This is a genomic window from Azospirillum sp. RU38E (assembly GCF_900188385.1).
Lineage (GTDB): Bacteria > Pseudomonadota > Alphaproteobacteria > Azospirillales > Azospirillaceae > Niveispirillum.
Window position 1 is genome coordinate 120,547 of sequence record NZ_FZOI01000010.1, and the last position, 23,893, is coordinate 144,439.

Annotated in this window: 18 protein-coding genes; 16 read left to right on the forward strand and 2 right to left on the reverse strand. The window is 64.0% G+C overall.

The window, feature by feature from the left end:
* Window positions 1–150: 150 nt before the first annotated feature.
* From CHB97_RS16685 to CHB97_RS16700, 4 genes are read left to right on the forward strand one after another with little or no spacing between them, the layout of a single operon-like run.
* Complete coding sequence (locus CHB97_RS16685) at window positions 151–1,347, forward strand: MdtA/MuxA family multidrug efflux RND transporter periplasmic adaptor subunit (RefSeq protein WP_089289189.1); 1,197 nt, start codon at window positions 151–153, stop codon at window positions 1,345–1,347.
* A complete protein-coding gene (locus CHB97_RS16690) occupies window positions 1,344–4,499 on the forward strand; it encodes an MdtB/MuxB family multidrug efflux RND transporter permease subunit (protein WP_089289124.1) in 3,156 nt (1,051 codons plus the stop codon). The genes CHB97_RS16685 and CHB97_RS16690 overlap by 4 nt, the downstream gene beginning before the upstream one ends.
* A complete protein-coding gene (locus tag CHB97_RS16695; protein ID WP_089289125.1) occupies window positions 4,496–7,591 on the forward strand; it encodes a multidrug efflux RND transporter permease subunit in 3,096 nt (1,031 codons plus the stop codon). Before CHB97_RS16690 ends, CHB97_RS16695 begins: the two co-directional genes overlap by 4 nt.
* Entirely contained in the window at window positions 7,588–9,000 is a 1,413-nt protein-coding gene (locus CHB97_RS16700) for an efflux transporter outer membrane subunit (RefSeq protein ID WP_089289126.1), read from the forward strand. Before CHB97_RS16695 ends, CHB97_RS16700 begins: the two co-directional genes overlap by 4 nt.
* Window positions 9,001–9,031: 31 nt before the next feature.
* On the opposite strand, the gene CHB97_RS16705 is transcribed toward CHB97_RS16700, so the two are convergent.
* Window positions 9,032–10,009 (reverse strand): LysR family transcriptional regulator, encoded by a 978-nt coding sequence (locus CHB97_RS16705; protein WP_089289127.1) that lies wholly within the window; start codon window positions 10,007–10,009, stop codon window positions 9,032–9,034.
* Window positions 10,010–10,508: 499 nt separating this feature from the next.
* Between CHB97_RS16705 and CHB97_RS16710 the strand changes: the two genes are divergently transcribed.
* The 7 genes from CHB97_RS16710 (at window position 10,509) to CHB97_RS16740 (ending at window position 19,833) form a co-directional block, all read left to right on the forward strand.
* Window positions 10,509–13,232 carry a TonB-dependent receptor gene (locus tag CHB97_RS16710; RefSeq protein WP_089289128.1) on the forward strand — a complete coding sequence of 908 codons (2,724 nt, stop codon included), beginning with the start codon at window positions 10,509–10,511 and terminating at the stop codon, window positions 13,230–13,232.
* A 210-nt stretch (window positions 13,233–13,442) separates the two neighbouring features.
* A complete protein-coding gene (locus CHB97_RS16715; protein ID WP_089289129.1) occupies window positions 13,443–14,393 on the forward strand; it encodes a flagellin in 951 nt (316 codons plus the stop codon).
* A gap of 192 nt (window positions 14,394–14,585) precedes the next feature.
* Window positions 14,586–14,939: a flagellar biosynthesis regulator FlaF gene (gene flaF / locus CHB97_RS16720; protein WP_160105945.1), complete on the forward strand. Its 354-nt coding sequence runs from the start codon at window positions 14,586–14,588 to the stop codon at window positions 14,937–14,939.
* A gap of 31 nt (window positions 14,940–14,970) precedes the next feature.
* Window positions 14,971–15,411 carry a flagellar biosynthesis repressor FlbT gene (locus tag CHB97_RS16725; protein WP_089289131.1) on the forward strand — a complete coding sequence of 147 codons (441 nt, stop codon included), beginning with the start codon at window positions 14,971–14,973 and terminating at the stop codon, window positions 15,409–15,411.
* 69 nt (window positions 15,412–15,480) lie between these two features.
* Window positions 15,481–15,795: a hypothetical protein gene (locus CHB97_RS16730; RefSeq protein WP_089289132.1), complete on the forward strand. Its 315-nt coding sequence runs from the start codon at window positions 15,481–15,483 to the stop codon at window positions 15,793–15,795.
* Window positions 15,792–17,291, forward strand: coding sequence for a DUF1217 domain-containing protein (locus tag CHB97_RS16735; RefSeq protein ID WP_089289133.1), 1,500 nt, complete (start codon window positions 15,792–15,794; stop codon window positions 17,289–17,291). Before CHB97_RS16730 ends, CHB97_RS16735 begins: the two co-directional genes overlap by 4 nt.
* Before the next feature lie 85 nt (window positions 17,292–17,376).
* On the forward strand, window positions 17,377–19,833 hold the full coding sequence (locus CHB97_RS16740; RefSeq protein ID WP_089289134.1) for a membrane-bound PQQ-dependent dehydrogenase, glucose/quinate/shikimate family: 2,457 nt from the start codon (window positions 17,377–17,379) through the stop codon (window positions 19,831–19,833).
* A 6-nt stretch (window positions 19,834–19,839) separates the two neighbouring features.
* Here CHB97_RS16740 and fliI read toward each other — a convergent pair whose 3' ends face one another.
* Window positions 19,840–21,237 carry a flagellar protein export ATPase FliI gene (gene fliI, locus CHB97_RS16745; RefSeq protein ID WP_089289135.1) on the reverse strand — a complete coding sequence of 466 codons (1,398 nt, stop codon included), beginning with the start codon at window positions 21,235–21,237 and terminating at the stop codon, window positions 19,840–19,842.
* Window positions 21,238–21,396: 159 nt separating this feature from the next.
* Here fliI and CHB97_RS16750 point away from each other — a divergent pair, with 159 nt between their 5' ends.
* The 5 genes from CHB97_RS16750 to CHB97_RS16770 all read left to right on the forward strand — a co-directional run bounded on the left by CHB97_RS16750 (window position 21,397) and on the right by CHB97_RS16770 (window position 23,652).
* Window positions 21,397–21,792, forward strand: a complete 396-nt coding sequence (locus tag CHB97_RS16750) for a hypothetical protein (RefSeq protein WP_089289136.1) — start codon at window positions 21,397–21,399, stop codon at window positions 21,790–21,792.
* Window positions 21,793–21,966: 174 nt separating this feature from the next.
* Window positions 21,967–22,386 carry a flagellar basal body rod protein FlgC gene (gene flgC, locus CHB97_RS16755; protein WP_089289137.1) on the forward strand — a complete coding sequence of 140 codons (420 nt, stop codon included), beginning with the start codon at window positions 21,967–21,969 and terminating at the stop codon, window positions 22,384–22,386.
* Window positions 22,387–22,406: 20 nt separating this feature from the next.
* On the forward strand, window positions 22,407–22,733 hold the full coding sequence (locus CHB97_RS16760; protein WP_153205592.1) for a flagellar hook-basal body complex protein FliE: 327 nt from the start codon (window positions 22,407–22,409) through the stop codon (window positions 22,731–22,733).
* Window positions 22,734–22,753: 20 nt separating this feature from the next.
* Window positions 22,754–23,026: a flagellar biosynthesis protein FliQ gene (gene fliQ, locus CHB97_RS16765; protein ID WP_089289138.1), complete on the forward strand. Its 273-nt coding sequence runs from the start codon at window positions 22,754–22,756 to the stop codon at window positions 23,024–23,026.
* A complete protein-coding gene (locus CHB97_RS16770) occupies window positions 23,023–23,652 on the forward strand; it encodes a hypothetical protein (protein WP_089367467.1) in 630 nt (209 codons plus the stop codon). Before fliQ ends, CHB97_RS16770 begins: the two co-directional genes overlap by 4 nt.
* Window positions 23,653–23,893: the final 241 nt, after the last annotated feature.

A 23,893-nucleotide genomic window follows, 5' to 3' on the forward strand; every position in this document is an offset into this window, starting at 1 on the left:
TGCCTGAAATACGCATTCCCTGCCTTTACGCCACCATCACCATGGGATGGGGGGCGCTGCTGCCAGCCCGTGTTAAATAAAAGTAATGCAGGGCGAAAGATTTAGCGGCGTATGAAATCCCATAAGATTGTTTAAAAACCGGTGATCAAGATGGCGAATGGGCGGCTCCGGCTTGGTGCCTGGGTGTTGGGCGGCGTTGCGGTGGTGGGGCTTCTGGGCTGGGTCATCCTGCATCGCCCGCCGGCGGCGGATGTCGGGCGCGGCCGTGCCGGCATGGTGCCTTCGGTGGTCGCCGCTCCGGTGACCAAGGGGGAACTGCCGGTCACCGTGCGCGCACTGGGCACCGTCACGCCGCTGTCGCGCATCACCGTCCGCCCGCAGCTTTCCGGCCAACTGGTGGAGGTTGGCTTCCAGGAAGGCCAGACGGTGAAGCTGGGCGACTTCCTGGCCCAGATCGATCCCCGCCCCTATGAATTATCGCTCAGCCAGTATCAGGGCCAGTTGCAGCGCGATCAGGCGCTGCTGAAAAATGCCAAGCTGGATCTGGAGCGTTACCGCGTGCTGGTGCAGCAGGACAGCATCGCCCGCCAGCAACTGACCGCCCAGGAAGCCCTGGTGCAGCAATATGAAGGCACAGTCGCCAGCGACATGGCCCAGATCAATACGGCCAAGCTGAACCTGACCTATGCCCGCATCACCGCCCCCGTCTCCGGTCGGGTCGGCCTGCGGGTGGTCGATCCCGGCAATTACGTCACCACGGGTGATGCCAATGGCATCGTCACCATCACCCAGATGCAGCCGATGAGCATCATCTTCACCCTGCCGGAAGATCAGTTGCCAGCGGTGCGGGCGCAGTTGCACCAGGGTGCCACCCTGGCCGTCACCGCCTATGACCGGGCCGGCAAGACCAAGCTGGCCGAAGGCCGGCTGACCACGCTGGATAATGCCATCGACACCAGCACCGGCACGGTGAAGCTGCGTGCCAGCTTCGATAATGGGGACGAGGCCTTGTTCCCCAACCAGTTCGTCAATGTGGAAATGCGGGTGGAGACGCGGGCCGATGCCACGCTGATCCCCAGCGCCGCCCTGTTGCAGGGGGCGAAGGGGCCGTTCGTCTATGTGCTGGATGGGGAAAACAAGGTTTCCGTCCGGCCGGTGACCCCTGGTCCCGCCTTTGGCCAGCAGGTCGCCATCAATGCCGGGCTGGAACCGGGGGAAAAGGTGGTGACCGACGGTACCGACAAGCTGCGTGATGGCATGGTGGCCAAGGTGGCGGGCGACCGTGCCGCCGCTGCTGACGGTGCACCGGGCCAGCACACGGGCCAGCACCAGGGGGCCGGCAAATGACAGACACCCCGGTTGAATCCGGCGGGTCGGCCAGTGGGACGGGTGGCGGTGTCAACCCGTCGCGGATTTTCATCCTGCGGCCGGTGGCGACGACCCTGCTGATGGTGGCCATCCTGCTGGTGGGCATCGTCGCCTATCGCATGTTGCCCATTTCCGCCTTGCCGGAGGTGGATTACCCCACCATCCAGGTGCAGACGCTGTATCCCGGCGCCAGCCCGGATGTGATGACCTCCTCGGTCACCGCCCCCCTGGAACGCCAGTTCGGCCAGATGCCGGGGCTGAAACAGATGTCCTCGGCCAGTTCGGGCGGGGCCTCGGTCATCACCTTGCAGTTCGGGCTGGAAACCAGCCTGGATGTGGCCGAACAGGAGGTGCAGGCCGCCATCAATGCGGCCTCCAACCTGTTGCCGACCGATCTGCCGGCCCCGCCCATCTATGCCAAGGTGAACCCGGCCGATGCGCCGATCATCACGCTCGCCATCACCTCGGCCACCATGCCGCTGCCGCAGGTGGCCGATCTGGTGGATAGCCGGCTGGCGCGCAAAATCTCCCAACTGCCCGGTGTCGGTCTGGTCAGCCTGGGCGGCGGGCAGCGCCCGGCCGTGCGCATTCAGGCCAATATGCACGCGCTGGCCGCCTATGGCCTGACGCTGGAGGATATGCGCACCGCCATTGCCGCCGCCAACGTCAATATTGCCAAGGGCACGTTTGACGGGCCGTCGCGCTCCTACACCATCAATGCCAATGACCAGCTGAAAAGTGCTGATGAATACCGGCATCTGGTCGTGGCCTATCGTAACAATGCGCCCATCCGCCTGTCCGACGTGGCGCAGGTGACGGATGGGGCGGAAAACACCTATCTGGCGGCCTGGAAGGACAAGGAACCGGCCATCATCGTCAATGTGCAGCGTCAGCCCGGCGCCAATGTCATTGAGGTGGTGGATAATATCAAAAAACTGCTGCCGGAATTGAAAGCCTCCCTGCCGGCCTCCCTGGAACTGACGGTACTGACCGACCGCACCGTCACCATCCGCGCCTCGGTCGCCGATGTGCAGGTGGAGCTGGGGCTGGCGGTGGCGCTGGTGGTGGCGGTGATCTTCGTCTTCCTGCGCAATGTGCCGGCCACCATCATCCCCAGCCTGTCGGTGCCGCTGTCGCTGGTCGGCACCTTCGCGGTGATGTATCTGGCCGGCTTCTCCATCAACAACCTCTCCCTGATGGCGCTGACCATCGCCACCGGCTTCGTGGTCGATGACGCCATCGTGATGATTGAGAATATCGCGCGTTATCTGGAGGAGGGGGAGACACCGCTGCAGGCGGCGCTGAAAGGCTCCGCCCAGATCGGTTTCACCATTCTGTCGCTGACCGTCTCCCTGATCGCGGTGCTGATCCCGCTGCTGTTCATGGGCGATGTGGTGGGTCGGCTGTTCCGGGAATTTGCCATTACCCTGGCCGTCACCATCCTGATTTCGGCCTTTGTCTCCCTGACCCTGGTGCCGATGCTGTGCGCCGTGCTGCTGCGCCCGCATAAGAAGGGGGAGCATGAGGCAGCCAAGCCCAAGGGCTGGTTCGACCGGGTGCTGGACCTTTATGCGGTCTGCCTGCGCTGGGTGCTGCGCCATGCGCGGCTGACCCTGCTGGTGGCGCTGGGCACGCTGGGTCTGACGGCCTTTCTCTATATCACCATCCCCAAAGGCTTCTTCCCCCTGCAGGATACAGGCCTGATCCAGGCCATCACCCAGGCCGACCAGACGACATCCTTCAGTGCCATGGCGGAACGCCAGCAGAAGCTGGCCGATATCGTGCTGAAAGACCCGGATGTGGAAAGCCTCTCCTCCTTCATCGGGGTGGATGGCACCAACGCGTCCATGAATACCGGGCGGATGCAGATCAACCTGAAGCCCAAGGAAGAGCGCAGCGCCGATATCAGCGCCATCATCCGCCGGCTGACCGAGGCGACGTCCGCCGTGCCGGGCATCAGCCTTTATATGCAGCCGGTGCAGGATCTGACGGTGGAAAGCACCGTATCGCGCGCGCAGTACCAGTTCGTGTTGCAAAATGCCGATCCGGCCGCGCTGGCGGCCTGGACGCCCAAGCTGGTGCAAAAGCTCTCCACCCTGCCGGAACTGGCCGATGTCGGCAGCAATGCCCAGGATCAGGGGCTGGCCGTCTATATCACCATCGACCGGGCCAGTGCCGCGCGCTACGGCATCACGGCGGCCAATGTCGATGCGGCCCTTTATAACGCCTTCGGCCAGCGCATCATCTCCACCATCTTCACCCAGTCCAACCAGTACCGGGTTATCCTTCAGGCCGATCCGGCTTTGCACGGGTCGGTGGAGGCGCTGGACAGCATCCGGCTGACCTCCAGCACCGGCGGGCAGGTGCCGCTCTCCAGCTTCGCCACGGTGAAGGAAACCGTGGCCCCGCTGCTGATCAGCCATCTGGGCCAGTTCCCGGCCAACACCATCTCCTTCAACACCGCCCCCGGTGTGGCCCTGGGCCAGGCGGTGGACGCGATTGAGAAGGCGGAGGCGGAGTTGGGTGTGCCCAGCGGCACCGTCACCAGCTTCCAGGGGGCGGCGCTCGCCTTCCGCGCCTCGCTGGCCAATGAGCTGTTCCTGGTGCTGGCCGCCGTGGTGACGATGTATATCGTGCTGGGCGTGCTGTATGAGAGCTTCGTGCATCCGGTGACGATCCTCTCCACCCTGCCATCGGCGGGCATCGGGGCGCTGCTGGCCCTGATGCTGGCGGGCAGCGATCTGGGGGTGATCGGCATTATCGGCATCGTGCTGCTGATCGGCATCGTCAAGAAAAACGCCATCATGATGATCGACTTCGCCCTGGATGCGGAGCGTAACCAGGGCATGGCCCCGGCAGAGGCGATCTATCAGGCCTGCCTGCTGCGCTTCCGCCCCATCATGATGACGACGATGGCGGCCCTGCTGGGGGCGCTGCCCCTGATGCTGGGCACCGGCATGGGGTCGGAACTGCGCCAGCCGCTGGGTATTTCCATCGTCGGCGGGTTGATCGTCAGCCAGGTGCTGACCCTGTTCACCACCCCGGTGATCTATCTGGCCTTTGACAGCCTGTCCCGCCGCCTGCGCGGCACCAAGCCGGCCACGGCGGCTGAAGGGGAGGTCGCGTCATGAGCCTGGTGGAACCCTTCATCCGCCGGCCGGTCGCCACCACTCTGCTGACCATCGGCATCGCGCTGGCGGGGATACTGTCTTACTTCTCCCTGCCGGTGGCGCCGCTGCCGCAGGTGGATTTCCCCACCATCTCCGTCCAGGCCTCCATGCCCGGTGCCAGCCCGGAGACGATGGCCACTAGTGTGGCCACGCCGCTGGAACGCCATCTGGGCCAGATCGCCGATGTGACGGAGATGACCTCCTCCAGTTCCACCGGCTCCACCCGCGTCATCCTGCAATTCGGCCTGGACCGCGATATTGACGGGGCGGCGCGCGATGTGCAGGCGGCGATCAACGCCGCCCGCGCCGACCTGCCCACCAGCCTGCGCAGCAACCCGACCTATCGCAAGGTCAACCCGGCCGACGCGCCGGTGATGATCCTGCGCATGACCTCGGCCAGCATGACGGCGGGTCAGGTCTATGATCAGGCGGCCACTGTGCTGCAACAGAAACTGTCGCAGGTGAAGGGTATCGGGCAGGTCAATATCGGCGGCAGTTCCCTGCCGGCCGTGCGGGTGGATGTGAACCCCAACGCCCTGTTCAAATATGGCATCGGGCTGGAACAGGTGCGCAGCGCCCTGTCGGCCGCCAATGCCAATACGCCCAAGGGGGCGATTGAACAGGATGGCCAGCGCTTTCAGGTGCTGACCAATGATCAGGCCCGCAAGGCAGAGGATTACCGCGACCTGCTGATCGCCTATCGCAACGGCGCGGCGGTGAAGCTGACCGATGTGGCAGAGGTGACGCAGGGCGTGGAAGACCTGCGCAACCTGGGTCTGGCCAATGGTCAGCCGGCGGTGATGATGGTGCTGTTCCGCCAGCCCGGTGCCAATATCATCGAAACCGTGGACCGGGTGCGCGACATGCTGCCCGAACTGCGGCAGATGATCCCCGGCGATATTGATCTGGCCGTGGCGATGGACCGCACCACCACCATCCGTGCTTCGCTGAAGGATGTGGAACATACGCTGGCCATCGCCGTGGGGCTGGTGATCCTGGTGGTGTTCGCGTTTTTGCGTGATATCCGCGCCACCTTCATCCCCGGTGTCGCCACGGTGGTCTCGCTCTGCGGCACCTTCGGGGTGATGTACCTGATGGGCTACAGCCTGGATAACCTGTCCCTGATGGCGCTGACCATCGCCACCGGTTTCGTGGTCGATGATGCCATCGTGGTGCTGGAAAATGTCACCCGCCATGTCGAAGCCGGCATGGGCCGCTTTCAGGCGGCCCTGCTGGGCGCGCGGGAGGTGGCGTTTACCGTTATCTCCATGAGCGTGTCGCTGGTGGCGGTCTTCATCCCCATCCTGCTGATGGGCGGGGTGGTGGGGCGGCTGTTCAATGAATTTGCCGTCACCCTGTCGGCCGCCATCATGGTGTCGCTGGTGGTCTCCCTGACCGCCACGCCGATGATGTGCGCCTATCTTCTGTCGCCGCGCGCCGCGCATGAACGCGGCCAGGGCGGCTTTTTTGAGCGGCTGCAAGGCTGGTACGGCCATGGGCTGGACCGGGCGCTGGCCCATCCGCGTCTGGTGCTGCTGGCCCTGCTGGGCACGGTGGCGCTGAATGTCTATCTGTTCGGCGCCATCCCCAAGGGGTTCTTCCCCCAGCAGGATACGGGCCGCATCATGGGCATGGTGCAGGCCGACCAGACCATCTCCTTCCAGGCGATGCAGGACAAGCTGCGCCGCTTCGTTGCCATCGTGAAGGATGATCCGGCGGTGGAAACGGTGGTGGGCTTCACCGGCGGTGGCCAGTTGAATTCCGCCAATATGTTCATCTCCCTGAAGCCGCTGGCGGAACGCAAGATGTCCGCCGATCAGGTGATTGCCCGGCTGCGCGGCAAGCTGGCCCCGGTGCCAGGCGCCAGCCTGTTCCTGCAGGCCGCACAGGATTTCCGCGTCGGCGGCCGCCCCGGCAATGCCCAGTATCAATATACGCTCTATGCCGACGATCTGGACGATCTGCGCACCTGGACGCCCCGGCTGACGGAGGCGCTGCGCAAGTCCCCGGAACTGGCGGATGTCAATTCCGACCAGCAGACCGGCGGGCAGGAGGTGGCGCTGGTCATCGACCGCGATGCCGCAGCCCGCCTGGGCATCAGCATGAGCCAGATTGACAATACGCTCTATGATGCGTTCGGGCAGCGGCAGGTATCCACCATCTATAACCCGCTGAACCAGTATCATGTGGTGATGCAACTGGCCCCGCGCTTCTGGCAGGAACCCTCCACCCTGGACCAGATTTTCATCGCCAAGACCGCTGCGGCCGGCCAGCCCAGCACCATGATCCCGCTGTCGGCCATTGCCAGCCATGGTTTCGGCACCACGCCGCTGGCCGTCAATCACCAGGGGCATTTCGCCGCCGCCACCATCTCCTTCAACCTGCCACCGGGCAAGTCACTGTCCGATGCGGTGCAGGTGATCGACCGGGCGGCGGCCGATATCGGGATGCCGGCCAGCGTGCATGGCGGCTTCCAGGGCACGGCCCAGGCGTTCCAGTCCTCGTTGTCCAACCAGCCCTTGCTGATCCTGGCGGCGATGGTGGCGGTCTATGTGGTGCTGGGGATGCTCTATGAAAGCTATATCCACCCCATCACCATCCTTTCCACCCTGCCATCGGCGGGGGTGGGGGCGGTGCTGGCCCTGATGGCGTTCGATACGGAATTCAGCCTGATTGCCCTGATCGGCGTCATCCTGTTGATCGGTATCGTGAAAAAGAACGCCATCATGATGATCGATTTCGCGCTCGATGCGCAGCGCCACCAGGGGCTGACGGCGAAAGCGGCGATCCGGCAGGCCAGCCTGCTGCGCTTCCGCCCCATCCTGATGACCACCATGGTGGCTTTGCTGGGGGCGGTGCCGCTGGCCATCGGCACCGGCGATGGGGCCGAACTGCGCCAGCCGCTGGGCATTGCCATCATGGGCGGGCTGGTCATCAGCCAGCTTCTGACGCTTTTCACCACACCCATTGTCTATCTTTACCTCGACCGGCTGCGGGGACGGCGTGACGACCGCCCGATACCCCACGTGACGGCACCGGAGACCGGCGCATGAAACCCCATCCCCTGATCCTCTCCCTGGGCCTGATCCTTCCCCTGGCGGCCTGCACCGCCGGGCCGGATTACCAGAAGCCGCAGGCCCCGCTGTCCAGCCAGTTCAAGGAACAGCCCGAGGGCTGGCGGCAGGCCAATCCTGCCGGCGTGGCGCAGGACCAATGGTGGTCGCTGTTCGCCAATGCCGAACTGGACGGGTTGATGCGGCAGGTGGAGGTGGGCAACCAGAACCTTGCCGCCGCAGAGGCCGCCTATCGTCAGGCGCTGGCGGCGGTGGATTCCGCCGATGCCGCCTTCTTCCCCACGGTCAGCGCCAGTGCCGCGGCCAGCCGGGCGCGCAGCAACAGCAGCAGCACGCTGACCGGGCGGGAGACAACCAGTTACCGTAACAGCCGCAGCCTGACGTTGGGGGCAAGCTGGGCCCCGGATATCTGGGGCTCAGTCCGCCGGGCTTCCGAACAGGCGGGGGCCACGGCCCAGGCCAGTGCCGCCGAACTGGCAGCGGCCCGCCTGTCGGCCCAGACGGCGCTGGCCACCGCCTATTTCCAACTGCGGTCGCTGGACAGCCAGTCCAAGCTGTTGGCGGCCACGGTGGCCGCCTATCAGCGCTCCCTGGAAATCGCCCGCAACCGTCGTGCATCTGATCTGGGCTCTTCGGCCGATGTGGCCCAGGCCCAGGCGCAATATGACAGCGCCCGGGCCAATGCCATCGCGCTGACATCCCAGCGGGCAGCCCTGGAACATGCCATTGCCGTGCTGGTGGGCAAGCCGCCGGCTGATTTCTCCCTGCCCGTGGCCGACCTGCCGACCCAGGTGCCGGCGGTGCCCGCCGCCCTGCCGGCCAGCCTGCTGGAACGCCGGCCGGATATTGTGGTGGCGGAACGCCGGATGGCGGCGGCCAATGCCAAGATCGGTGTGGCCAGTGCCGCCTATTTCCCCAATGTCACCTTGAGTGCCAGCAGCGGCTTCAGCGCTTCGGCCCTCGGCGATCTGCTGCGCGCCTCCAACTTCGTCTGGTCGGTGGGGCCGCAACTGGCGGAAAGCCTGTTCGACGGCGGCGCGCGTGACGCCGCCAAGGCGCAGGCCATCGCCGCCTATGACCAGCAGGTGGCCAGCTATCGCCAGACGGTGCTGACCAGTCTGCAGGCGGTGGAAGATCAGCTTTCCAGCCTGAACGCCCTGCAAGGCCAGATCGATGCGCGCGATCAGGCCGTGGCGGCGGCGACGGAGGCCGAACGCATCGTGTTGAACCAGTACAAGGCCGGCACGGTGGGCTATACGGAGGTGATTACCGCCCAGACGGCGGCCTTATCGGCCCGCCAATCGGCCCTGACCGTCCGCCAGAACCGGCTGACGGCGACGGTGGCCCTGCTGGAGGCGCTGGGCGGCGGGTGGCAGGCGGCGCGGTGAGCGGGGGGCATCCATGCCCCTGCAACCATCCTCAGGCCAGCGTGCAGCTTTCATCCTCTGCGGCCATCAGTTCCTTTCCACACTCCGCCATGCCGTCTTCCCCCTGCAACAGGGGGCAGCCCTGGAAAATGCCGATGATCCAGTCAATGAAGACGCGCACGCGCGGCGACAGTTGCCGGCTCTGCGGATAGGCCACATGCACCGGCACCGGGGCGGGGCGCCAGGGGGCCAGCACCTCCACCAGCGCGCCGCTTTGCAGGTGGGGCAGCACCATGAAGCGGCCGGGCTGCAACAGCCCATACCCTTCCAGCCCGCAGGCCACATAGGCCTCGCTGTCATTGACGGCGATGGCGCTGCGGACGGGCCGTTCCACAGTCTCCCCATCGATGGCGAAATGGAATTCGCTGAGCCGGCCGGACTGGGTGGTGAATTTGCGCACGCCCTTATGCAGGGCCAGATCGTCCGGTGAGGCCGGGATGCCATAACGGGCCAGGTAGGCCGGGCTGGCACAGGTCAACCGCGACAGCAAGCCGATCCGCCGCGCCACCAGGGAAGAGGAGACGGGCAGATCGCCCACCCGCAGCACGCAATCCACCCCTTCCTGGATCAGGTCGATGGGCCGGTCGCTCATCCCCAGTTTCAATTCGATATCGGGATAGAGCGTATTGAAGCCGCAGAGGGAGGGCACCACGATCAGCCGCCCGATGGAGGTCGGCATATCCACATGCAGCCGTCCGCGCGGCTTGCGCTTTTCATCGAAGAAGGAGCCCTCCACCTCTTCGATGTCGGCCAGGATGCGCTGGGCGCGCTCGTAATAGGCGGCACCATCCAGTGTCAGGTTCAGCCGTCGGGTCGTGCGCTGCAACAGCCGCACGCCCAGATAGGCTTCCAGATTCTGGATGATGGTGGTGACGGAGGCACGCGGCAGGCCCAGCGTATCGGCGGCACGGGCGAAGCCATTGGCATCCACCACGCGCACGAAAACCTGCATCGCCTGAAGCCTGTCCATGGCCGCCACCCCTTGCTGAAACCAGGGCAGAAGAGTGGGCATCCAGGCCACACTTTGCAAGCCGAAGCCGGTTTGTTGCTGGCCGGTAACTGAATACGTATGCGTCGCATTGCAACAAATCACTGCATACGTATTTTCATGCTCCCGATGGAAGGGGCTTTTTATCTAAACTAACCCCAGATCAAGTCCGTTCCCCCGACATTTGCCGGGGGTGACAAAGAAACAGGAATGGCAAAGGATGGAAGCAGCAAGCGACCTGTCCTGTTAACCATTCAGGGAAATCTGGGGAGCGTTTGACGATACACAAACAGCGGTGACCATAATATTTGGTCCTGATCCCTGTTCTGTTGAGCAACTTCCAAACAAGACGTGACAATCCGCCGAAGGGGCAGGGCGCTCCCCGGCGGGAATGGTACCGGTTTGCCTGTGTGTCAGGCGACCAATTGACGGTTCAACGAAGAACAAGCAGCGTCATCGACGCTTTGGGGAGTGAGTAGGAATGTCCAAGCACAAGAATCTGCGCCTGGCGCTGGGCGTCACGGTTGCCGCCATTTCGCTGCTGCCGGCCGGTCTGGCGCTGGCCCAGGCGGCCCCGGCTGGCGATACGCTTGATGAGATTGTCGTCTCCGGCTATCGCCAGTCGCTGGAAAATGCCATCGCCCTGAAGCGGGAATCCAGCCAGATCGTTGAGGCTGTCTCGGCGGAGGATATTGGCAAGCTGCCGGACAATTCCATTGCGGAGGCCATTGCCCGCCTGCCGGGTATTGCTGCCCAGCGCGTCGATGGCCGCGCCCAGTCGATCAGCCTGCGCGGCCTGGGGCCGGATTTCACCGCCACCCTGCTGAACGGGCGTGAACAGGTCAGCACCGGCAATAACCGCTCCGTCGAGTTCGACCAATACCCGTCGGAAGTGATGAGCAGCGTGTTGGTCTATAAGTCACCGGAAGCCGGCGTGGTCGGCCAGGGTCTGGCCGGCACGGTGGACCTGCGCACCATGCGCCCGTTGCAGCATGGCAAGCGGGTGATGGCCATGTCGGCCCGCACTGAACTGGCCGGCAATGGCAAGCTGAACCCCGACAGCGACAAGCTGGGCTATCGCGTCACCGGTGCCTATGTCGACCAGTTCGCCAATGACACGCTGGGGGTTGCCATCAGCGTGGCCCATATCAACCAGCCGACCCAGACCAAATATTCCCGCGCCTGGGGCTATCCGCTCTCCGGGCCGGCGGACACGCCGCCGCGTGTGCTGGGCGGCATTGAAAACCGGGTGAATTCCGAAACGCTGAAGCGTACCGGCGTGACCGCCACGGTGGAATATGAACCCACCGACAATTTTGCCACCACGCTGGACCTTTATTATTCCCATTTCGATGATGACCAGATTCAGCGCGGCGTGGAGATGCCCTTCTATTGGGGTGGCCTGACCCCGGTGGTGGGTTCGGTCGATAATGGTCTGGTGACGGCAGGCAGCTTCAACAATGTGAAGGGTGTTGTGCGCAACGACATGCGCACCACCAAGTCCGACCTGTTCTCCGCCGGCTGGAACGGCAAATATACGGTGGATAGCTGGACCCTGGCCCTGGATGCCAGCTACAGCAAGGTGAAGCGCGACAGCGAGCGGCTGGAAACCTATGCCGGCACCGGCCGTGCCGGGGTGGGGGCCACCGACCGGGTGGATTTCACCACCGGCAACGATGGCAACCGCCTGACCAGCCGCCTGAACTATGCCGACCCGTCGCTGATCCTGCTGACCGGCCCGCAGGGCTGGGGCGGGGATGTGGTGCCCGGTGGCCAGGATGGCTATCTCAACAAGCCGCATGTTGATGACAAGCTGTGGGCCGTGCGCGGCGACATCACCAAGGAATTCGACGACAGCGCCGTGAAATCCGTCAAGCTGGGGGTCAATTACTCCTCCCGTGACAAGACGTACCGCCAGGATGAATTCTATCTGGCGCTGACCGCCAATGTGAAAGACCCCAAGCACAACACGTCCGTCCCCATTCCCGCCGCCGCCCTGGTCGGCGGGGCGGCCGATCTTTCCTTCATCGGGGTGGGCAATGTCATCGCCTATGATCCCCGCTATCTGCTGGGCAATGGCTTCTACACGCAGATCGCCTGCCCGCGGGTGGATTGCGCCGTCAGCCCCTGGGATCTCAACGAAGATATCGTCACCGGCTTCATCAAGGCCGATATCGAACAGGATTTGGGCGACGTCACCCTGACCGGGAATGTCGGCCTGCAGGTGGTGCATACCGACCAGAGCAGCTATGGCGCTGCCGTGACCGGCCCCGGCCTGTTCGTCATGCGCACCGATGGGCTGAAATATACCGAGCTGCTGCCCTCGGCCAATCTGGTGTTTGCCCTGCCCAACCCGGATCATAAAATCCGCGTTGGCCTCTCCCGGCAGATGGCGCGGGCCCGGCCGGATGAGCTGCGCGCCTCCACCAAGGTGACGTTTGATGAAACCCGCGTCAACAACACCAACCCCGATGTTTCGGCCTGGAAGGCGGAAGGTGGCAATGCCCAGCTGAAGCCCTGGATGGCCAATGCGCTGGATGTCACCTACGAATATTATTTCAGCAAGGCCGGCTATGTTGCCCTGAATGGCTTCTATAAGGATCTGAAGACCTATATCTACAAGCAGGCGACAGTCTTTGACTTTACCGGCTTTGCCTATACCGGCAACCGGGCGCCGGTGACCAACCTGGGTCTCAATACCCGCCCCGTCAATGGCGATGGCGGCACGCTGAAGGGCGTGGAACTGGCCTTGTCCCTGCCGTTCGAGGATATTCACCCGGCGCTGGAAGGGTTCGGCCTGACGGCCAATGTCGGTTACACCAAGACCAGCATTTCGCCCGATGGCCCCGGTTCCAGCCAGCCGATTCCCGGCTTCTCCAAATGGACGCCGCAGGGCACCTTCTATTACGACCTGAACGGCATCTCCGCCCGTGTCTCCGTCTCGCACCGTTCCAAGTACCGGGCAGAGGTGAATGGTTTCGGTGAGGGCCGTACCCTGCGTAATGGCAAGGCCGAAACGCTGGTCGATGCCCAGATCGGCTATGAGTTCCAGGAAGGCGATCTGGAGGGGCTGTCCATCGTTCTCCAGGGTTACAACCTCACCGACGAGGCTTTTGTGACCTATGAGAATGACGATACCCGCAACACCATCAATTACGAAAAATATGGCAGCCGCTATCTGCTGGGCGTCTCCTACAAGTTCTGATCCCGTTCCGCTCCGCCCTTCCTCCCCGCCTCCCACCCCCGCCGGTCTTGCCGGCGGGGTTTCTTTTTTTAACCAGGTTTAACCTTCCCCTGCCAGAGTAGGCCCCAGCCCCGGTCCCAGACAGGTGGGCATCTGCCAGATGGCCCCCAGGGCCAGGGCGGCAGCGTCAGAAGGCGCTAGATCCAAATCCATCCACGAAGGAAACAGATCATGGCTTCTATTCTGACGAACGTCGGCTCGATGGTTGCGCTCCAGACGCTGCGCTCCACCACTGCCAATCTGGAAACCACCCAGAACCGTATTTCCACCGGCATGAAGGTGTCGACCGCCAAGGACAATTCGTCCTACTGGTCGATCGCCACCACCATGAAGTCCGACGTGTCGGCCCTGAAGGTGCTGAACGAGAATATCTCGCTCTCCGCCGCCACGGTCTCCACCGCCCGCGTGGGTGTGGAAAACATCAACGGCCTGATGTCCAAGATCAACGATCAGCTGACCCTGGCCACGTCCGCCTCGGTTGATCACGACAAGATCGCCAACGAAATCGACAGCTTGGTCGCCCAGGTGACGTCCACCATCAAGGCTTCCAGCTATAACGGCGAAAACCTGCTGGACAATATCAAGACCACCACCCTGGTCGTCTCGGTCAAGCGCGACGATACCGGCGTGTCGGCCGTGACCGACAGCATCAAGGCGCAGAACCTGGGTGCCAGCGCCACCCCGCCGACGGCGACGGTGACGCAGCAGACCACCAACCCGACGACCGGTGTCACCACCGGTACGGCCGCTTACAATGCCGGCACCGGCGCCACCGTGACCGACTTCATCACCGGCATCTCTGCCGCGCTGAAGGCCGGTACCACCTCGGTTGACCGTGCCGCCATGGCCAAGGCCATCCAGGCCGAAATCGACACCCAGATGGACACGGTCACCGCCTATGCCGCCGAGCTGGGTGCTGTCGGTACCCGTCTGGAGTTGCAGCAGGACTTCACCAGCAAGCTGGTGGACAGCTTGAATACCGGTATCGGTGCTCTGGTCGACGCGGATCTGAATGAAGAATCCGCTCGTCTGCAGGCCCTGCAGGTGCAGCAGCAGCTGGGTACCCAGGCGCTGTCCATCGCCAACCAGGCCCCGCAGAACATCCTGTCGCTGTTCCGTTAATAGCGGCCTGTTCTTGCGTCTGGGGCCACCGGAAACGGTGGCCCCAATTTTTCCATTTCTATATTTTTGAAGATATTCAGTAAATTTATCGTTCTTATTTTAATCTCCATTTAACTCTATACTTTATCGCCATTTAATATGTACCGGGTAAGGTGGTCAGGCCATTTCTTGAAAAACCAGGACGGTGCGTCCATGAGCATTACGGCCTATCGACAGTCCATGAAGGACACCTCCTCCCCCCGGGAGCTGGAGCGGCGGGTTTTCCAACAGGTCACCCTGCAGCTGGAATCCGCCGGGCGGGGGGAGGATCGCCAGGCGCGCATCCATGCCGTTTCCCGCAACCGCATGTTATGGAACACGCTGGTCGCCGATCTGGGGGAGGAGGGGAACCTGCTGCCGGTTGAGCTGCGGGCCAACCTGATCTCGCTCGGCCTGTGGGTGGACCGCTATAGCGGCCAGGCCCTGCAATCGGATCGGCCGCTGGCCCCCCTGGTTGATGTCAACCGGGCAATCATCCAGGGCCTGACCGACCGCCGGCCTGACTGATATTAACGGCCGATTTCTAAGGGGATCGATCATGGGATTGAAGCTGAAGCTGAAGCCCTTTGAAAAATTCATCGTCAATGGGGTGGTGATCGAGAACGGACGCCACCGCAACACGGTCACCGTGGCCAACCATGCCCAGGTGATGACCGGGCGCAGCATCCTGCAGCCGCAGGATGCCGTCACCCCGGTCAAGCGCACCTATTACACCATCCAGGCCATGCTGCTGGACCCGCAACATGCGGCCCAGCAATTGCCGCTTTATGCCACCTTCATCACCCAGCTGCGGCTGGCCATCCGCGATCCGGAGATGACCCATCATCTGGCGGATGCTGACCGGCATGTGCGGGAAGGCGATTTCTACAAGGCGCTGGCGGCCCTGCGGCCGGTTATCGCCTATGAGGATATGTTGCTGCCGCCGTCAATGGTGGCTGCCCCGGTCGAACCCCCGTCAGAAGCGGCGGTGGGTGCGTAGGCGCCCGCATACGAAGGGCTGCAAGGCCGGTCCCGTCGCCGCACGCCAGAGCCTGCGGAAGGAGTGACCATGAGAGAAGCCAAGCCGATCGAACCCGTTTCCGGTTCCGACCCGTCCCGCCTTTACCGGCTGGTGCGGGTGGAGCCGCCGGCGCGTGCGGATGAGGCGCGGGGGGCCGACACTGCGCGGGAAGAGGCGGCGGCAGCGCCGCCTGAACCATCCAGCGAGCGCCGCCCCTATCGTGTGGTGCTGGACCCGCAGACCCAGCGCATCTTCACCGAGGTGATCGACCCGCGCACCGGCGATATCCTGCTGCGCATTCCCCCTGGCTATGCCTTGCAGGAAGAGCCGGCGGACAGCCCCAGCCGGGAGATCAAGCTGTGAGCATCACCGGCTATGGCGCTGCAACCATCACGGCCGGCTATGGCTCCACCCTGTCGCAATGGCAGGTGCTGAACTCCACCCTGGACCGCCAGATGGGGCTGGTGCGCAATGACCAGCAGAACAAGGCGGATGCCGATTATGCCCGCAAGAAACTGCCGACCGTGGCGTCCGTCGATGATCTGATGGGCGACCGGCGACTTTACACCTATGTGATGCGGGCCTTCGGGCTGGAAGATCAGGTCAATTCCCAGGCGCTGATCCGCAAGGTGCTGGAAAGCGACCTGTCGGACAGCCGGTCCTATGCCAGCCGGCTGAATGATGTGCGTTTCAAGCAGCTGGCCGCCGCCTTCAATTTTGGCGGATCGACGGTGAAAAGCTCCTTCGTCAGCCAGATTTCCGACGCCTATGTCACCAAGGCGTTTGAAGCAGATGTAGGCCAGAAGAACGAAGCCCTGGGCATGATGCTGGATTTCACCCGGCGCGTGACGGGCAAGGCCGATTGGGATTCCGTGCTGGCCGATGAAAAGCTGGCCAAGGTGGCCCGCATGGCCTTCGGCCTGCCTGACCCCTATGGTCCGGCGGATGTGAAGGCGCAGGCGGCCACGCTGGAAAAGGCCATGCCCTTTGGCAAGTACAAGGGCAATGATGTTGATCAGGGCCGCCTGCGCGATGCCTTCTTCACCGCCTGGGATACGGCCAAGGGCAATACCGGTGCCCTGTCCAGCGCCAACCAATATACGATGCTGATGCGCAGCTATGATCAGCAGAAGACGGCCTTTGCCGCCCGCTGGCAGGTGCGCAGCGATGTCAGCTATGTGCAGCAGAAATTGTCGGCCGGTGCCGGGACGGATGAACTGCTGAAGGATGCCAAGCTGCGCGGCATCGTGCTGGCCGCCTTCGATCTGGGCGACCGCGCCGGGGATACGAAATATCTGCGCCAGGTGCTGGAGAGCAACCCCAGCGACAGCAACTCGTTTGCGGTCAAGGCGGGGGCCAAGGAAACGGCGCTGGCCGTCAGTTTCAGCCTCAATAACACCGGCACCATGCGGCGCGGCAGTCCGCCCTTCATCAAGGATATCGTCAGCCGGTATGAGCGGATGAGCTTCGAGGTCTCCGCCGGCAATACCAACGAAGCGCTGCGCCTGGGGCTTTATTTTGAGCGCAAGGCGGGCAGCATCAGCAACTGGTATTCCGTGCTGGCGGACAAGGCCCTGTCCCAGGTGGTGCGCACCGCCTTTGGCCTGCCGGAGGAGGTGGCGCGCGCCGATATCGACCGGCAGGTGGGAATGCTGGAAAAGCGACTTGATATCAAGAAGCTGAAAGACCCGGCCGAGGTGAAGCGGCTGGTGGAGAAATTCATGATGATGTGGGATGTGCAGGGCAATGGTGCCGTCGGCACCGGCACCTCCCCCGTGCTTCAGCTTTTCTCCGGGCGGTCGACGATCAGCGCCGACACGCTGATGGCGGCCGTCACCCTGCCGCGCGGACGGCGATAGGGGCGGCTGCGCTTCCTGGTCATGGAACCATCCGTCTTCCCCTGTCTTCCCCTTGTATGGCTTTGCCGGACAAGGGAGATGGACGATGGTGCGGGATCCACAGACACGCGGGCGCGGCGGTAATCCGCTGACCCTTCTGCTGGGGCTGCTGCTGGCTCTCATTGGGCTGGCGCTCACCGGCGGCGGCGGCTGGCTGCTGGCGCTGGGCGGCTCGCCCTATTATCTGGCGGCCGGGATTGGCCTGCTGCTGGCCGGTGGCCTGATCGTTACCGGCCGTGCGGCGGGTGCCTGGCTCTATATCCTGGTCTTCCTGGGTACGCTCGCCTGGGCCTTCTGGGAGGTGGGGCTGGATAAATGGGCCCTGGTGCCGCGTCTGGTCGGCCCGCTGCTGTTGCTCATCCTGGTGGTGCTGGCCCTGCCGGGGCTGACGCCGGGCCGTTACCGGTTCTCCCATGTGCTCGGCGCGGTCTCAGCCATTCTGTTGCTGGCCCTGTTGGGTGGGGCCGGCATCGCCTGGTGGGATAGACCGCCGGCCCCAGCCGCCCTGCCGCCATCCGGCAGGCAGGCCATGGATGATCCGGCCCCCCTGCAACCTGGGGCCGATTGGCCTGCCTATGGCGGCAGCTACAGCGCCCGGCGTTATTCCCCGCTGAACCAGATCACGCCTGATAATGTTGGAACGCTGCAGCGTGCCTGGCTCTATCATACGGGCGACGTGCCGCAGAGCGATCTGGCGAAAAACAAGTATGGGGCTGAAACGACGCCGTTGAAGATCGGTGACGCCCTCTATCTCTGCACCGCCAAGAACATTCTGATCCGGCTGGATGCGGCCACCGGCAAACAGGTCTGGCGGCATGATCCGCGTGTGCCGGATGCCGCCATTCCCTATACCGCCGCCTGCCGGGGTGTTGCCTATTATGCAGTACCCCCCGCAACCACGGCAGAAAACACCCCGGCACCGCTGACACCGGCACAGCGGGGTCTGTGCGCCGAACGCATCATTGAAGGCACCTTGGATGCCCGGTTGATTGCGGTGGATGCGGCCACCGGCCAGCCCTGCACCGGCTTCGGCACCAACGGTACGGTTGATCTGACCGCAGGCATGGGGGAGGTGGTGCCCGGCATGGTTTCCGTCACCTCACCCCCCACCATCGTGCGGGGCGTGGTGGTGCTGGGCCATCAGGTGCTGGATGGGCAGAAACGGTCGGCCCCGTCTGGTGTCATCCGTGGCTATGATGCGGTGACGGGGGAATTGCGCTGGGCCTGGGACATGGCCCGCCCGGACCTGACCGGCCTGCCGGTGGAAGGCGATCAATATACGCGCGGCACCCCCAATATGTGGACCACCGCCAGCGGGGATGAAGAGCTGGGGCTGGTCTATCTGCCGATGGGTAATTCCGCCGTGGATTACTGGAGCGGGTCGCGCACAGAAGCGGAAAAGCGCTTTTCCACCTCCCTGGTAGCGCTGGACGTGACCAGCGGCCACGTCGCCTGGTCATTTCAGACTGTCCATAATGATGTCTGGGATTATGATCTGGGCTCGCAGGCCACACTGGTGGATTTTAACACCGCCAATGGGCCGGTGCCGGCCCTGGTGCTGCCCAGCAAGCAGGGCGATATTTATATTCTGGACCGCCGCACCGGTCAGCCGCTGACGCCGGTGGAAGAACGACCGGTTCCCCAGGGCGGGGTGGAACCGGAACAACGGTCACCGACACAGCCTTTCTCCCTCTACCACACGCTGCGCAAGCCGGATTTGACTGAACGGGACATGTGGGGCATGTCGCCGATCGATCAAATGATCTGCCGTATCCAGTTCCGCCAAGCCTATTACCAAGGCTTCTATACCCCGCCGACCTCGGGCCGGCATTCCATCGAATATCCGGGCTATAATGGCGGGTCGGATTGGGGTGGGGTGGCGGTGGACCCCGTGCACGGGCTGATCATCGCCAATTACAACGACATGCCCAACCATAATGAGTTGATCCCCCGCGCGGAGGCAGACCGACTGGGCTGGGCGCCGCGCGGCCAGGAGCGCGGTGGCGATATGGGCAGCGGCGCTGAAGGCGCAGGCGATCCGCAGGCGGGCACACCTTATGCCATCAATGTCAATGCCGGCTGGCGCCTGCCCCTGACCGGTCTGTTGTGCAAGCAGCCCCCCTATGGCGGTATCCGCGCCATTGATCTTGCCAGCGGCAAAACCCTGTGGGACCGGCCCTTCGGCACGGCCCGCCGCAACGGTCCGTTCGGCATCCCCTCCGGCCTGCCATTTGAGATCGGAACGCCCAATAATGGCGGGGCCGTGGTGACCGCGGGCGGCTTGATCTTCATTGCGGCGGCCACGGATAACCTGATCCGCGCCATCGACCTGCGCAGCGGCGAAACCGTCTGGCAGGATACGCTGCCCGCTGGCGGTCAGGCCACCCCGATGACCTATGAGATAGAGGGGCGGCAATATCTGGTGATCATGGCTGGCGGTCATCATTTCATGGAAACCCCCATCGGCGATGAACTGATCGCCTATGCCCTGCCGCCGCAGTAAAATACGTCACCCCCGCTTGCCCCTTGGCGCACCCGGCTTGCGCGCTTCCGGTTCCGGCGGGGGTGGGGGGGGCGGGGCGGTGACTTCCGCCACGATCTGGCCCAGCACCTCAAAGCTGGTGGTGCTGGGCGTGCTTTCACCCTTGCGCTGGCGCAGGAATTCCTGCAGCGACGGGTTGGCCTTGATGGCCTGATCCACCTCCGCATCACTGCCCAGGCGATAGGCGCCCAGGCGGATCATCTCCTCCATCGCCTCATAGCGCGACAGCAGGCTGCGGGCACCCTGCATGGTGGCGTTTTCCGCTTCCGAATGGCAGCCGGGCAGGGCGCGGGAGACGCTTTTCAGCACGTCAATAGCCGGATAGCGGCCCCGTTCGGCGATCTTGCGATCCATCACCACATGGCCATCCAGGATGCCGCGCACGGCATCGGCCACCGGTTCATCATGGTCGCCGCCATCCACCAGCACGGTGAAGACGCCGGTAATATCGCCCTGGCCGTCCCGCCCTGGCCCGGCGCGTTCCAGCAGCCGGGGCAGCTCGGCGAAGACGCTGGGCGGATAGCCCTTGGTGGTCGGCGGCTCCCCCGCCGACAGGCCGATTTCGCGCTGGGCCATGGCGAAGCGGGTGACGCTGTCCATCATGCACAGCACGTCATGGCCTGCGTCACGGAAGAATTCCGCCACCGCCATGGTCAGATAGGCCGCCTGTCGCCTCGCCAGCGCCGGCTCATCCCCCGTGGCGACGATGATGACGGAGCGGGCCAGCCCATCTTCCCCCAGATCATCCTGGATGAATTCCTGCACCTCTCGCCCGCGTTCGCCGATCAGGCCGATCACATTCACCTGGGCGGCACTGGACCGGGCCAGCATGGCCAGCAGGGTGGATTTACCCACACCCGACCCGGCGAAGATGCCCAGGCGCTGGCCCTGGCAGAGCGGCACGAAACTATCCATCACCCGGATGCCGGTTTCCAGCCGCGCCCCCATGCGGCGGCGGTCAAAGGCGGGCGGCGGGGCTGCGCGCAGGCTGCGATTATCATCGCCGCGCAGCAGCCCGCCCTTGCCATCCATCGGCTTGCCAAAGGCATCCACCACCCGGCCCAGCCAGCCGGCATGGGGCCGCACCAGCCCCATGGCCGTGCCTGCCTCCACCTTTGACCCCAGGCCGATGCCTTCCAGCGGGGCGAAGGGCAGCAGCACGGCGCGGCCCTGGCGGAACCCCACCACCTCGCACGGGACCGGCTTGCCGTCGCGGGTGAAGGCCCGGCAGCCATCGCCGACGGAAAGCCGGCGTTCCAGCCCCTCCACCTCCAGCGCCAGCCCGGAACAGGTGACAACCTGTCCGTGGAAACGCGGTCCCTCGATCTGCTGGATATCGGCCAAAAGCCCGGCCAGGATGGTCATGGCGGCTGCCTTCTTCGCTGCTGCTGCGTGATGTGCAGCCCATCTTGAAAGCGGGGGTTTAAAGCCGATTAAAGCCCGCACCGGCTTAAACGCCGCTTTAAGCCCGCGCATGGAAACATCCGCCCCGACCGACGCCACACGCAAACGGGGCAGCAGCGGATGGATTTGAATTCGATCGGCCTGTTCAATCTGGCCAGCCATCGCATGGAATATCTCACCGCCCGGCACAAGCTGGTGGCGGAGAATATTGCCAATGCCGACACGCCGGGCGTGAAGGCACGCGACCTGAAACCCTTCGATTTCCAGGCGGTGATGAGCGGCGGCAACGCGGAACAGGCGCGCACTGATGCGCACCACCTGACCCCGCTGCGCCAGAATGCCGGTTTCAAGGAAGATCGCCGCAGTGCCACCTATGAAATGGCGCCCGACGGCAATGGCGTGGTGCTGGAAGAGCAGATGGTGAAATCGGCGGATATCCGCCAGGCCTATGATCTGGCCACCAACCTGTTCCAGAAACATGCCGGCATGTTGCGCCTCGCCCTCAACACGCGCTGAACCTTTTCGTTTCCCCCTTGACCCGTTGCACGGGTCAAGGGGGCCCTCAGGCGCCGGGCGCCGCCATCCGGCGGCTTGGCTTACGCGCACATGGGTGCGCGGGCGCTCAATGCGCCAACCCATTTGGGCCGGGCAAGCCCGCCCCAAATGGGTATCACACGAGGAGTTCGGGCCATGTCCATCGACAATCTGACCAGTTCCTTCGGCATTGCCGCGGCCGGCATGAAGGCCCAGGCCACCCGCCTGCGCGTGGTGGCGGAAAACATGGCCAATGCCAATTCAACATCCGAGGTGGCGGGCGGCGATCCCTATCGCCGCAAGACCATCGTGTTTTCCAGCGTGCTGGACCGCGCCCTTTCCGCCGACAAGGTGGAGGTCAAGCGCATCGGCCGGGATGAAAGCGACTTCACCCTGCGCTATGACCCCAGCCACCCGGCAGCGGATGAGAATGGCTATATCAAGACGCCCAACGTTAACAGTCTGGTCGAAGCCATGGATATGCGGGAGGCCGGGCGCTCCTATGACGCCAACCTGAATGTAATGCAGCAGGCCCGCACCATGCTGGGCCGCACCATCGACATGCTGCGCAGCTGATCCCGTCAGAGGTAGGAAATATGAGCATCATCGTTCCCACCGCCGGCGTCACCAGCGCCTATGCCGCCGGCAAGCTGGCCGGTATTGCCGGTCCTGCCCAGCCGGTGGCCGGCATCACCCTGCCCAAGCGCGGCAGCTTCCCCGAACTGGTGGGCAATGCCGTCAAGGATGCCATCAACACCGTCCGCCAGGGCGAAAAGACGGCTGCCGCCGGGCTGCAGGGCAAGGCCAGTACCCAGGAAGTGGTGCAGGCCACCATGTCGGCGGAACTGACGGTGCAGGCCGCCGTCGCCGTGCGCGACAAGCTGGTGAACGCGTATCTGGAAATCATGCGGATGCCGGTCTGACCGGCGGAGGGCCTGCTGCCATGTCCGAAGCCGATATTCTGGATTTGCTGCGGTCCGGCATCTGGGCCGTGGTGCTGGCCGCCGCCCCGCCCTTGCTGGTGGCGCTGGTGGTTGGCTTCGGCATCTCGCTGCTGCAGGCGCTGACCCAGATACAGGAGGCCACGCTGTCCTTCGTGCCCAAGATCGTGTTGATCCTGGTGGCCATCGTGCTGTCGCTGCCCTTCATGTTCCATGTCGTCTCCGGCTTCTGGACGGAGGTGCTGACCCATGTCGTCGCCCCGGGTGGGGCATGAGGCGGCTTTTGCTGCTTCTGCTGTTGTCTCTCGGGCTGGCCGTCCCGGCAGCGGCGGAGGATCACACCCAGGCCTGCCTGCAGGCCATCCGCAAGGCGGAAAAGGAACGGCGGATGCCGGGCCGTTTGCTGATCGCCATCGGGGTGACGGAAAGCGGGCGGGAGATTGGCGGGCGGCTGACCGTCTGGCCCTGGACCGTGAATGCCGAAGGCCAGGGCCGCTATTTCGCGGACAAACAGGCGGCCATCGCCCATGTCCAGGCGCTGCGCAAGCGCGGGGTGCGCTCCATCGATGTCGGCTGTATGCAGGTGAACCTGCATTGGCACCCCAAGGCCTTTGCTGACCTGGAAACCGCCTTCGATCCGGAAGCCAATGTCGGCTATGCCGCCGACATGCTGAAGGAATTTCACGGCGATCTGCGCAACTGGACCCGGTCGGTCAAGCATTACCATTCCCGCACGCCCGACAAGGGCGATGCCTATTTCGGCCGGGTGGCCGCCAATCTGCGGCTGGTGTTGCTGCGCCGCAACGATCTGGCCGACGCCCCGCCCCCGCGTCGCCGCCGGGTGATCCGGCCGGGGGAGGAGACCTGGCAATTGCCGCCGCAGGTGGCGGAAGCCGGCTGAGGTGGCACATCTATCTGGAATTCTTCTAATCCCATCGGTCAAGAATTTTGACCGATGGGACGGCGGCGACTGCCGCCGCGCGGCGCGTGCCGCGTAGCCAAGGGCGCGGAGGCGCCCGCCGGCGATTGAGGGGCGCGAAAGCTTGACCATCGGTCATGATTTCGCGCCGCTGGTATAAGGTGCACCGCAGCATGTCATTTCGATAGGTGACGGCGGCATATCTTTGTGCTCATCATGCCGC